The organism is Mesorhizobium sp. CCNWLY176, from assembly GCF_037153935.1.
GTDB classification, from domain to species: Bacteria; Pseudomonadota; Alphaproteobacteria; order Rhizobiales; family Rhizobiaceae; genus Mesorhizobium_M; species Mesorhizobium_M zhangyense.
Genome location: NZ_JBBBDZ010000014.1, coordinates 150,798 through 162,190, shown reverse-complemented (window position 1 = coordinate 162,190; position 11,393 = coordinate 150,798). Strand labels below are relative to the sequence as shown.

Annotated in this window: 15 protein-coding genes and 1 tRNA gene; 6 read left to right on the top strand and 10 right to left on the bottom strand. The window is 59.4% G+C overall.

All coding sequences use genetic code 11. The features are described 5' to 3' along the window. Window positions 1-103 precede the first annotated feature (103 nt). The 9 genes from yacG to WBQ96_RS21725 form a co-directional block, all read right to left on the bottom strand. Window positions 104-307, bottom strand: a complete 204-nt coding sequence (yacG, locus tag WBQ96_RS21765) for a DNA gyrase inhibitor YacG (protein ID WP_165114735.1) — start codon at window positions 305-307, stop codon at window positions 104-106. Next, entirely contained in the window at window positions 304-933 is a 630-nt protein-coding gene (locus WBQ96_RS21760) for a Maf-like protein (protein ID WP_165114736.1), read from the bottom strand. The genes yacG and WBQ96_RS21760 overlap by 4 nt, the downstream gene beginning before the upstream one ends. Window positions 934-973: 40 nt before the next feature. Next, a complete protein-coding gene (gene infA, locus WBQ96_RS21755) occupies window positions 974-1,192 on the bottom strand; it encodes a translation initiation factor IF-1 (RefSeq protein WP_019172992.1) in 219 nt (72 codons plus the stop codon). Between the two features lie 112 nt (window positions 1,193-1,304). Continuing rightward, window positions 1,305-1,700 carry an arsenate-mycothiol transferase ArsC gene (locus WBQ96_RS21750; protein ID WP_165114737.1) on the bottom strand — a complete coding sequence of 132 codons (396 nt, stop codon included), beginning with the start codon at window positions 1,698-1,700 and terminating at the stop codon, window positions 1,305-1,307. A gap of 41 nt (window positions 1,701-1,741) precedes the next feature. After that, on the bottom strand, window positions 1,742-2,227 hold the full coding sequence (locus WBQ96_RS21745) for a UPF0262 family protein (RefSeq protein ID WP_336554204.1): 486 nt from the start codon (window positions 2,225-2,227) through the stop codon (window positions 1,742-1,744). A 3-nt stretch (window positions 2,228-2,230) separates the two neighbouring features. After that, window positions 2,231-3,529, bottom strand: a complete 1,299-nt coding sequence (hisD, locus tag WBQ96_RS21740; protein WP_336554202.1) for a histidinol dehydrogenase — start codon at window positions 3,527-3,529, stop codon at window positions 2,231-2,233. A 16-nt stretch (window positions 3,530-3,545) separates the two neighbouring features. Then, on the bottom strand, window positions 3,546-3,980 hold the full coding sequence (locus tag WBQ96_RS21735) for a DUF2948 family protein (protein WP_336554199.1): 435 nt from the start codon (window positions 3,978-3,980) through the stop codon (window positions 3,546-3,548). 94 nt (window positions 3,981-4,074) lie between these two features. Further along, window positions 4,075-5,364 carry a UDP-N-acetylglucosamine 1-carboxyvinyltransferase gene (gene murA / locus WBQ96_RS21730; protein WP_336554197.1) on the bottom strand — a complete coding sequence of 430 codons (1,290 nt, stop codon included), beginning with the start codon at window positions 5,362-5,364 and terminating at the stop codon, window positions 4,075-4,077. A 128-nt stretch (window positions 5,365-5,492) separates the two neighbouring features. After that, window positions 5,493-5,675, bottom strand: coding sequence for a hypothetical protein (locus WBQ96_RS21725; protein WP_336554195.1), 183 nt, complete (start codon window positions 5,673-5,675; stop codon window positions 5,493-5,495). 155 nt (window positions 5,676-5,830) lie between these two features. Here WBQ96_RS21725 and WBQ96_RS21720 point away from each other — a divergent pair. Together WBQ96_RS21720 and WBQ96_RS21715 are read left to right on the top strand one after the other, a co-directional pair. Next, window positions 5,831-5,905: transfer RNA gene (locus tag WBQ96_RS21720), tRNA-Thr, on the top strand. Between the two features lie 80 nt (window positions 5,906-5,985). Continuing rightward, entirely contained in the window at window positions 5,986-6,645 is a 660-nt protein-coding gene (locus WBQ96_RS21715) for a hypothetical protein (protein WP_336554194.1), read from the top strand. 47 nt (window positions 6,646-6,692) lie between these two features. Here the strand turns inward: WBQ96_RS21715 and WBQ96_RS21710 are convergent, their stop codons facing one another. Continuing rightward, window positions 6,693-7,583, bottom strand: coding sequence for a GntR family transcriptional regulator (locus WBQ96_RS21710; RefSeq protein WP_336554193.1), 891 nt, complete (start codon window positions 7,581-7,583; stop codon window positions 6,693-6,695). A gap of 298 nt (window positions 7,584-7,881) precedes the next feature. Here WBQ96_RS21710 and WBQ96_RS21705 point away from each other — a divergent pair, with 298 nt between their 5' ends. Genes WBQ96_RS21705 through WBQ96_RS21690 form a run of 4 tightly spaced genes read left to right on the top strand, consistent with a single transcriptional unit; the run spans window position 7,882 to window position 11,391 of the window. Beyond that, window positions 7,882-8,691 (top strand): ABC transporter substrate-binding protein, encoded by an 810-nt coding sequence (locus tag WBQ96_RS21705; protein ID WP_336554192.1) that lies wholly within the window; start codon window positions 7,882-7,884, stop codon window positions 8,689-8,691. A gap of 31 nt (window positions 8,692-8,722) precedes the next feature. Next, window positions 8,723-9,451, top strand: coding sequence for an amino acid ABC transporter permease (locus WBQ96_RS21700; protein ID WP_165114775.1), 729 nt, complete (start codon window positions 8,723-8,725; stop codon window positions 9,449-9,451). Window positions 9,452-9,462: 11 nt separating this feature from the next. After that, complete coding sequence (locus tag WBQ96_RS21695; RefSeq protein ID WP_165114777.1) at window positions 9,463-10,212, top strand: amino acid ABC transporter ATP-binding protein; 750 nt, start codon at window positions 9,463-9,465, stop codon at window positions 10,210-10,212. A 21-nt stretch (window positions 10,213-10,233) separates the two neighbouring features. Continuing rightward, a complete protein-coding gene (locus tag WBQ96_RS21690) occupies window positions 10,234-11,391 on the top strand; it encodes a M20 family metallopeptidase (protein ID WP_165114779.1) in 1,158 nt (385 codons plus the stop codon). Window positions 11,392-11,393: the final 2 nt, after the last annotated feature.

Below are 11,393 nucleotides of genomic sequence, written 5' to 3'. Positions count from 1 at the left end.
CGCAAAATCCTCGTCACCATCAACGCTATCATCCGGACCGGAAAGCCCTTCGCGACCTGAAACAACACAGTTGCCGGTTTTCGGAAAAGATCACGGTCAAACCCTAATTCGCCGGCTCGTCGCCTTGCTCTTCCTCGTCGTCGCGAACGGGAATGGCATAGCTGCCCGAAAGCCAGCGGTTGAGGTCGACATTCTTGCAGCGCGTCGAGCAGAACGGGTAGGTCTCGCGCGCGGACGGCTTGCCGCATTCGGGGCAGGGCCGCTTCGGCCGCAGCGGCGTGACGTTGCCAGGCGCGTCAGCACTCATGCCCGCGCCCCAGACAGCCAGTTGAAATGCACCTTGAAGCCTTCTGCCGTCAAAAGGCCGACCGTCTCGTAGAGCGGCAGGCCGACGACATTGGTGTAGGAGCCGACGAGCTTGACGACGAAGGTGCCGGCCAGCCCCTGCACGGCATAGCCGCCGGCCTTGCCGCGCCATTCGCCCGAAGCGAGATAGCTTTCCAGTTCCTCGCGTGCGAGCCGCTTGAAGCGCACGCGTGTTTCCACCAGCCGCTGGCGCAGCTTGCCATCCGGTGTGATCAGGCAGACGCCGGAATAGACGCGGTGCGAGCGGCCGGAAAGAAGCTTCAGGCAGTTCGAGGCCTCGTCGAGCAGTTCCGCCTTGGGCAGGATGCGCCGCCCGACCGCAACGACCGTATCGGCGGCGAGGATGAAGGCCCCGGCAAAATCAGGCTCGGTCTTGAGCGATTCGAGCGCCTTCTCGGCCTTGGCCTTGGAAAGGCGCTTGGCCAGCGAGCGCGGATGCTCGGCGCGCAGCGGCGTCTCGTCGACATCGGCCGGCAGCAGCCGGTCGGGCTCGAGGCCCGCCTGCTGCAGAAGCTCGATCCGGCGCGGCGAAGCCGAGGCAAGCACAAGCTTCTGGAAAGCGCTCATCTAATTCCCGTCGGTTGGAAAACGCGACTCGCGAACCGTCTTACTTGAAACGGTAGGTGATGCGGCCCTTGGTCAGGTCGTATGGCGTCATTTCGACGAGGACCTTGTCGCCCGTCAGCACGCGGATGCGGTTCTTGCGCATGCGGCCGGCCGTGTGGGCAATGATTTCGTGTTCGTTTTCGAGCTTGACGCGAAACATCGCGTTCGGCAGCAGTTCTGTCACCGTGCCCGGAAACTCGAGGACTTCTTCCTTCGGCATTCTTTACCTTTGGTCTGGATTGTATTTCGGCACTTCGGCCGGAATTTCGGCGGAACCTATATGATTATATGCTCTTTGTGAACACGCTTAATCGACGTAGGCCCAGTGGCGTTCATGGAAGGAAACGCTGGGCGATTCTGGCTTTCAGCCGCTCGCGCACATCCCGGTAGGCAGCCATGATCTGCTCGCGCGTGCCGGTCGCCGTCGTCGGGTCGGCCGTCGGCCAGTATTCGACCTCGACGGCCATGGAGCGCGTCAGTTCCAGTGCTGCGTGGTGCGCCTCCGGCGCCAGCGTCACGATCAGGTCGAAATAGTCGTCCTCCAGCTCGTCCAGCGAGCGCGGCTGGCGGTCGTTGAGCGACAGGCCGTCTTCGGCAAGCACGGCGTCGACGAAAGGGTCGCGCTCGCCCGTGCGCACGCCCGCCGAGGCGACGAAGGTCGTTGCAGGCAGCACCTTGCGGGCCAGAAGCTCGGCCATGGGAGAGCGCACGGCATTCATGCCGCACATGAACAGAATGGATCGGGGAGGGGGCGTCGACTGAGCCAGGACTAACCCCGCCAGTGCAGGACGCAGACGAGCGTGAAGACGCGGCGCGCCGTGTCGAAATCGATGTCTATCTTGCCGGCCAGCCGGTCCATCAGCGTCTGCGAGCCTTCGTTGTGAAGGCCCCTGCGACCCATGTCGATCGCCTCGATCTGGTTCGGGCTTGAGGTGCGGATGGCCTCGTAATAGCTCTCGCAGACCATGAAATAATCTTTGACGATGCGGCGGAACGGCGTCAGCGACAGGATATGGGTCATCACCGGGCTGTCGTCTTCATGCGTGATGGCAAAGACCAGCCGGGAATCGATCATCGAGAGTTGCAGCTTGTAGGGTCCGTTGCCCTCGTCATTGGCCGGCTGAAAGCTGTTTTCCTCGATGAGGTCGAAAATCGCCACCGCCCGTTCGTGCTCGATGTCGGGCGTCGAACGGCCGATCGATTCGTCAAGCGCGACGTCGATCAGTCTGGAGCGTTGGCGGGTGACGTCGTCCATCCCTCACTCTTGCAGGTTCAATCTGATGCCGACGGAGCGGCCATGCGCGTCGAGCCCCTCGGCCGTGGCGAGTGCGATCGCCGCCGGCGCCAGCGCGCGCAACTGGTCAGGCCCGAGCTTCAGCAGCGACGTGCGCTTCATGAAATCCAGCACCGAAAGCCCGGAGGAAAACCGTGCGGATCGCGCCGTCGGCAGCACATGGTTCGAGCCGCCGACATAATCGCCGATGACTTCGGGCGTATGGCTTCCGATGAAGATCGCGCCGGCATTTCGGATTTTCGGCAGCAGCGCCTCAGGATCGGCAACGGCGAGTTCGAGATGCTCGGCAGCGATACGGTTGGCAAGCGGGATCGCCTGGTCGATATCCTTCACCAGGATCACCGCGCCGAAATCGCGCCAGCTTGCCGCTGCGGTCTTCGCCCGTGATAGCGACTTGATCTGGCGTTCGACAGCTTCCTCGACCGCCTTGCCGAAGCCGGCGTCGTCGGTGATCAGGATCGACTGCGCCGATGCGTCGTGTTCTGCCTGCGCCAGAAGGTCGGCGGCGATCCAGTCGGGATCATTGTCGGCGTCGGCTATCACCAGCACTTCCGATGGGCCGGCGATCATGTCGATGCCGACGGTGCCGAACACCTGCCGCTTGGCCGCCGCGACATAGGCATTGCCCGGCCCGACGATCTTGGCCACCGGCGCGATCGTTTCGGTGCCATAGGCAAGTGCTGCCACGGCCTGCGCGCCGCCGATTCGGTAGATTTCGCTGACGCCGGCAATATCGGCCGCCACCAGAACCAGCGGGTTGATGATGCCGCCCGTTGCCGGCACGACCATGACGATGCGCTCGACGCCGGCAACGACGGCGGGAACCGCATTCATCAGCACCGAGCTTGGATAGCTCGCCGTACCGCCCGGCACGTAGAGCCCGACCGCCTCGACGGCAGTCCAGCGCGAGCCGAGCTCGACGCCGATCGGATCGACATAGCGGTCGTCCTGCGGCCGCTGGCGCTGATGGTGCGAGCGGATGCGGTCGCGGGCGAATTTCAGCGCCTCTACCGTCGCCGGATCGGCATCGCGATAGGCTTGCGCGATATCGTCCTTCGACACGGCGATGCCCAGCGAATCGAGGTCGGCACGGTCGAACTTCAGCGTCAATTCCTTGAGTGCCGCGTCGCCGCGTGCGCGCACATCGGCAATGATGGTGCGCACCACTGCATCCACATCCGGCGAAGCTTCACGCTTGGTCGTCAGAAACGCCGCAAAGCGCGTCTCGAAATCGGCATCGGATGTGTTGAGCGTAATTGCCATTTTTTATGAAAACTCGTCATGCTTTGTGGACGGGGCGGGAACTTGCTTCCCAGGCAGCGCCCAGATCGGCCAGGCGCGCTTCGATGCATTCGACCTGCAGCGCGATTGCGCCGCCACCGGCGAAAATCAATTCGATGGCGCCGGCCGGTGCGTCTCTTTCGTGAAATTGTATCGCCAGAAGCGAAAGCACGTCTTCAGGCTTTTCGCGGTCGATGCCGGTTGCCCTGACGCCGAGCACGCGGTTGAAATCCAGAACGCTCTTGCGGCGTTCATAATGCGGGCGGAAGAAGCCGGTCCTGGTTTCCCAGGCGAAGCGGTTGACGCTCATGATGAAGCGCTTGGAGGCCGCGGAAAAATCCAGGTCGCCGACCTTCATGACGGCGTCCTGGACATGCGCCGAGACGATCTTCAAATCCTGTTCGTCGAGTGCGACGAGTTTAAGCTGGTCCATATCCGCGCCGGCGCCTGTGCGAAGGTTTCTGGCCTTGTGTTATGCGGTCTTGGCAAAGCACGCAACCGAAACGCCAGCCGGCGCGGAGCGGTTCCTACGAAGACAGGCGTTCGATGGTCGCGCCGCAGCCGGAAAGCTTCTCTTCCAGCCGCTCGAATCCGCGGTCGAGGTGATAGACGCGGTTGACCACGGTTTCGCCTTCGGCAGCCAGCCCGGCGATGACCAGCGATACCGAAGCACGCAGATCCGTCGCCATCACCGGCGCGCCCTTGAGCTTCGAGACGCCCTCCACGATGGCGGTCTGGCCGGCAAGCGTGATGTGAGCGCCGAGGCGGGCCAGCTCCTGCACATGCATGAAGCGGTTCTCGAAGATGGTCTCGGTGATGCGGGATTTGCCCTTGGCCATGGTCATCAGGCCCATGAATTGCGCCTGAAGATCGGTCGGGAAGCCGGGGAAAGGCTCGGTCGTCACGTCGACGGGCGAGATGCCTGAGCCGTTGCGGCGAACGCGAATGCCGGAATTGACCGGGATGATTTCGGTGCCGGTCTGCGCGAGGATGTCGAGCGCGCCTTGCAGCAGGTCGGCGCGCGCACCTTCCAGCAGCACGTCGCCGCCGGCCATTGCAACCGCCATGGCATAGGTGCCGGTCTCGATGCGGTCGGGGATGACGCGGTGACGCGCACCGGACAGCGCATCGACGCCCTCGATGGTGATGGTCGAGGTGCCGGCGCCATCGATCTTGGCGCCCATGGCGATCAGGCATTCGGCAAGGTTGACGACTTCCGGCTCGCGGGCAGCGTTTTCCAGTACGGTTTCACCGCGCGCCAGCGTTGCCGCCATCATCAGCACATGGGTCGCGCCGACCGAAACTTTCGGGAAGACGTAGCGGTTGCCCCGCAGCCGGTTCTTGGCCTTGGAGAGAATGTAGCCGCTGTCGACATCGATATCGGCGCCCAGCGCCTGTAGGCCGTCGATGAACAGGTCGACCGGGCGCGTGCCGATGGCGCAGCCGCCCGGCAGCGAAACCTTGGCCTCGCCCATGCGGGCGAGCAGTGGCCCGATCACCCAGAAGCTGGCGCGCATCTTGGAAACCAGCTCGTAGGGAGCGGTGGTGTCGACAATGTTGCGGGCGGTGAAATTGATGGTGCGCGAATAGCCTTCGTGCTGGCTCTCACGGCGGCCATTGACCGAATAGTCGACGCCGTGATTGCCGAGAATGCGGATGAGCTGCTCGACATCGGCCAGGTGCGGCACATTTTCCAGCGTCAGCGTGTCATCGGTCAAAAGCGACGCGATCATCAGCGGCAGGGCGGCGTTCTTTGCGCCGGAAATCGGGATGCGGCCTTCCAGAGGGTTGCCGCCGACTATTCTTATGCGATCCATGAGAATCATTTCTCCGGGATGTTTCCCGGTTTTGTCCGTTTATCCTTGCGGTCCGTCTAGACCATCGTGAAATGCCGTTCAAGAAATAGGATTTTAGCCGTCTCGCCAAAAGCCCACTCATGAATCAGCTAGTTTTCCTCGTCATGCGTCTGCGCAGCGGCGATTCCCTCGGGTCGTGCATCTTCCTCGCCGGTCCGGCGCGACCGCGCCTGCGCCTTGCGCTTCTGCAGATTGGCGCGCAATTCCTGCGCAAGGCGTGCCTTGCGGTCGTCTTTCGTCGGCGAAACCTGCGTAGTTTTGTTCGAATTCATGAAGATTGCCCGAACGTGTCCCCTGTTCGATCGTCGCGAAAGCCGAAAATACCTATCATTATGGCCGCGCCGTGTCCGTGCAAAAACACTGCAAACAAGTTTCACACATAACTTGCGCTTACCGGATTGATGTGGCAGAAGCGCCGCATTCGACAGCTGCGGTAGCTCAGTGGTAGAGCACTCCCTTGGTAAGGGAGAGGTCGAGAGTTCAATCCTCTCTCGCAGCACCATCCTATCCCTTTGAAATCGTTGAGCCCCTTGACTCCAAGGCTTTGCGCCCATTTTGATGTAGCAAAATGGGCTTGGAGGAGTGCGTGATAAAAGACATATCGAAAAAAATACAGAATATAAAATCGGAAATATATCTATTTCTATAGACGAGTTAATAAGAATAATCGAAGAATTGAAATTCAAAACCGTTAGAGCAGAGAATAAAAACATAGAGTTTGAATCTATTGATGATATCAAGAGCAACAAAAGCCTAATGATTGGTCACCCCTCAATCATATGTGACAACGTTAGAATTTCTTTCTATAGGAATTTCAGCCGTGTTTCTCACTCTTGGGGAAGTGAAGATGATGTTAGCAAGGTAAAATCGACTGCGCATGAATTGCTTCATCGGAAGACGATTCTTGATAAAATTATCGACAGAAATTTATATGTTATGCTGGGTTTTTGCTGTGCATTTTTGTTGTGGTATTTACTGAAGCAAAAAGTTGATTACGCTGAATTGAGCGAATTGCAGAAAAACATTTACAGTATATTCGAGGGTATCTATCTAATATTGAATGTAGTCTTTATTTCATATTTTATCTGGGGATTTTACGTGAATGTTATGCGGCCGGCCATATACTATAGGCCGTCTGAGGGGTTCTTTCGTAGGAATTTTGATAAAATGATTTTAACGGTCACCGGCGCGGTGTGCGGTGCGATTGTTACGTTGCTCGTTGGCAAATTGTTTAGCCAGTAATTAGGCTGGCTCAATCATCGTAGTTTGCAGCCGGAACAGGCCTTGTTCTAGCCGCCGTATTTTGGCGCGGAAGCCAGTGCTGCGTTGAGGTGTTCGTTCATCAGCGTTGCGGCTCTGGCTCGGTCTTCGGATGCGATTGCGTCGATGATCATGACATGCTCGCGGCACCAGTCGCGCACGCGCCTTCGATTGGTGTAGCCGCCGAATTCGAGAAGCCTGCGCAGCCTGTTCTGTTGCTGGATGGCCTGCTGGAAGAACACATTGCCGCTGAATTCCGCGATCATCTCATGAAACTGGGCATCGGTGTCGAACAATTGGCGGGGATCGAGTGCGCTGATGTCAGGATGCGCTTCTAGATAGAGATGATGCATGCGCGAGCGCTCAAGCGCTGCGGCATCTGAGCGGAAAGTCTCCAGCATGATGCCCGCCGGCTCGATCGTCCTGCGGAAATTATAGCTGTTGCGAAGCGCCATCTGCGTGTCGAGCGTGGGCAGGAACGTCCACCCCCTGCCGCTGCTTCTGGCCAGCAGGCCATCGCTTACGAGATGGGTCAGGGTTCTCAGAAGCAGCGTTCTGTCGACGTCGTAGCGCTGGAGAATCTGGGTCTGGGTAAATGTCTCTGCCAGGTGACCGGACAGCCGGTCTTCGACGATCCTCGTATAGAGATCCTGGTCGGCCGTTGTCGGAACTTCGACTTCAAGCCGGTGCAATTCTTCCGGGCGCGCCGTCAGCAGGAATCCGTGGTTCTTCTTGGCTTCGACAATGCCGCGTTCTTCCAGCAGGGAAAGGGCCGCACGTATCGGAGTGCGCGAAACGCCGAGCATATCGCCCAATTGCTGTTCGCGCAGGCGATGCCCCGGTTCGAAACGAGCATCACGCGCAATTTCCAGAATCTGATTTGCCAGACGGTAGCGATTCTGGCGCGGACTGCTGACCATGCGTGCTCACTTTCGTATTTTCTAGCGTATATTCATACAATGATTTGCGTCAATCGTACAAGAAGGTGCAGTATGAAAGCCGCCTGCTTTGCCAAAAAAACAAACAGGGGCGGTCGATAGGCGTAGGGATTTCTCGGATTTTGCCTGTGTTTTTTGCAGTTTATGCTGCAATAGCTCGTTTATCGAGCAGATTTCGGGCTGGCTCCGACTGACCGATTTCCGCTTGACTTCCATTTTTTCAAGATTGTATGTTTGTTCTCAAAAAGAGCAATAACTTATCCAGAGAAAGGGAACTGACATGTTTAGATATTTGCTGGCCGCAGCAATCCTGCCGCTTTTCGCAACCGCCCCGACAATCGCCGCAGAGCTTCCGAAGGAGGGTCTCGTGGAGGCTGGCGCCGTCAACTATGGCGTCGCTGCTACTTTCGCCCCATTCGAATTCCAGAAAGATGGACAACTGACGGGCTTCGACATTGACCTGATCGGCGCGCTCGCCAAGAAACTCGGCGCCGAAGCCAAGGCATCGAATATGGAGTTCAAGGGCCTGATACCGGCTTTGATCGGCGGGCGGCTCGATATCATCAATTCCGCAATGTACATCAACCCGCAGCGCTCCGAGCAGGTCGACTTCGTTCCCTATTTGAAGATCGGCAATCAGGTTATCGTTCAGAAGGGCAACCCGTCGAAGGTCACCGGCCGCGACGATAGCCTGTGCGGCAAGACGATTTCGGTGACGCTCGGTGGCATCCAGGAAAGCCAGGCGCGCGCCGACGATAAGCGTTGCACCGACAAGGGGCTGGACGGCATCAAGGTCTTGACGATGCCGACCGCTCAGGACTCTGCGCTGACGCTTCGCCAGGGACGCGCCGATGCGACCTTCGATTCCACGCCGGGCGCAGTTGTGCTGCTGGGTGCCTTGCCTGACGTCTATGAGACCGTCGGCGAGGAATTCGAGTCCAATACCAACATCGGCATCGCCACGCGCAAGGGCGACACGCAGATGCAGGAATCGCTGAAAGCCGCGCTTGCAGAAATCGTCGCGGACGGCACCTACAAGAGCCTGATCGAGAAATGGAAGCTGCCCGCAACGGTTTCCATCTTCAACTGATCTGACATCAAACAAAGAAAAAGGAGCGCGAATGTCACTCGAACTCGTCTTCGAATATCTGTTTTCGCGCACCTTCTTCGATGGTGCGGTGCTCACGCTTTTGATCACCATCACATCGCTGTTTTTCGGCGTGCTGGCAGGGCTGGTCGTGGCCCTGCTGCAGGAAACGAAAATCCGCAGCCTGCAGGTGGTGACGCTCGTCTACCTCTGGCTGTTCCGCGGAACGCCGGTGCTGTTCCAGATCATCTTCATCTACAATGTCCTGCCGACCTTCGGCATCCGCCTTTCGGCCTTCCTCAGCGCGGTGATCGCTCTCTCGCTGAACGAGGGCGCCTATATGGCGGAAATCCTGCGCTCCGGCCTTCAGGCGGTGAAGACCGGGCAACGCACCGCCGGTCTGGCTCTCGGCATGACGAAGGCAAAGGTCATGCGCTTCATCGTGATACCGCAGGCCGCCCGCATCGTGCTTCCGCCGATGGGCAACCAGATGATCGGCATGCTCAAGACGAGCGCGCTCGTCTCTGTCATCGCGGTCGAGGAATTGCTGCTCGTTGCCAACCAGACCGCGAGCGCCAGCTTCCGCTACTTCGAGGCGCTGACGGCCGCGGGCATCTATTATCTCGCTTTGACGACGATCTTCATGGCCGGACAGTTCTTTCTGGAACGTTCGCTCGATCCGAAGCGTGGACGCCGCAAAGCTGCCCCTGCTCCGCTCATCGAGCGCCTCACCCATATGACCGAAACTGCCGAGACCCGGTGAAGGATCAAGACATGCGTTCGCAAGATCATCAGCCGCTTCTGGACATCATCAATATCGACAAGAGCTTCGGTGCTTTGAAAATTCTCAAAGGCTGCAGCTTGAAGGTCAACCGCAAGGAGACCGTCGTCGTCATCGGCCCGTCCGGGTCGGGCAAGTCGACATTGCTGCGTTGCCTGAACCTTCTTGAACCGGCAGACAGCGGTGCCATTCTCTTCGACGGCAAGGATATTGCCGGCGATCTCCGTAACGCGCCGGCGGTGCGCCGCGAAATCGGCATGGTCTTCCAGAATTTCGAGCTGTTCCAGCATCTGTCGGCGGCGGAAAACATCATGCTGGCGCCGATGAAAGTGTCGGGCCTCAGCAGGTCAGACGCCCACGATCTGGCCACCGATCTTCTGCGCAAGGTCCACATCCCTGAAAAGGCCGACTTCTTCCCGGACGAGCTTTCCGGCGGCCAGCAGCAGCGCGTGGCGATTGCCAGGGCGCTGGCGATGAAACCCAAGCTCATGCTCTACGACGAGCCGACTTCTGCGCTCGATCCCGAGATGATCCGCGAGGTTCTCGACGTCATGGCCGAGCTCAGCAGCGACGGCATGACCAGCATCGTCGTGACGCATGAAATGGGTTTCGCAAAGCGCGCGGCCGACCAGATCGTCTTCATGGAAAGCGGCCAGATCATCGAGAATGCCACCAGCGAGGATTTCTTCAGCGGCACGGTCAATGAACGTGCGCAGCGTTTCCTCGATCAGATCCTGCATTAGACCACAGCCCGGAACCCACACATGTCCATCGCACCAGATGCCGCTCGGATGAAGCGCGAGCTCGCCGAACTGATTGCAATTCGCACCGAAAACCCTCCGGGCAATGAAGCCGAGGCCGCGGTCTACGTGCGCAATCTGCTCGAAGCCGAAGGGTTCGCAACCGTATCGACCGAATACAAGCCGGGCCGCTTCAACATCGAGGCAAAGCTCGAAAACGGACCCGGACCCGTCTTTGCCTTCAACACGCATATGGACACGGTTCCAGCAGGCGAGGGGTGGTCGTCCGACGCTTTCACGCTTCGCGAAGCCGATGGCAAACTGTTCGGCCGCGGTGCATGCGACTGCAAGGGCCCGCTCATCTCGATGATCGAGGCGATGCGCATGCTGGCGCAGGACCGTTCGTCCTGGTCGGGCACGCTGCTGGGCGTTTTCGTCGGCGACGAGGAAATCGCCAGCGAGGGCGCGAAGTTCTACGCCGCTTCAAAGCCGAAGATCGATTTCGCCGTGGTTGGCGAGCCAACCTCCAACGCGACGTTTTCGGCCCATAAGGGAAGCCTGCGGCCGGTCGTGCGCATTCACGGCATTACCGCGCATTCGGGCACGCCGCATCTCGGCGAAAACGCGATCTACCGGGCCGGCCAGTTCCTCACCATCGTCGAGGCGCATCACGAAAATTACGTCAGGCATCAGTCGCATCCACTGGTCGGCAATGCCAGCCTGACTGTTACGCGCATCAATGGCGGCCATGCAGACAATGTGCTGCCCGGTGCCTGCGACCTGCTGCTCGACCGCCGCATGGTTCCAGGCGAGGAAGAAGAAGCCGTCCAGAAGGAATTCGCGCTGCTTCTCGAACGCGCCCACACGCAGTTCGGCATCCGCGCCGAGATCATCGACTACAAGGCGACCACCGGTCCGGCGACGCAGACCGAAGAAAGCACTTCGATCGTGCAGGCGAGCCTCGCCGCGTGCCGCGCGCACGGCACGGCGGAGCCCGGTCCGTTCGGGTTCCAGGGCGGTTGCGACCTTGTGCATTTCCGGTCTGTCGGAGCGCAGGGAACGGTTATCGGGCCGGGAAGCCTTTCGGTTGCGCACAAGCCCGACGAATTCGTTCCCGTGGACGAGTTCATAACCTCGAGCCTGATTTACAGGGACGTCGCAAAAGCGATGCTCAAGGCATAGGA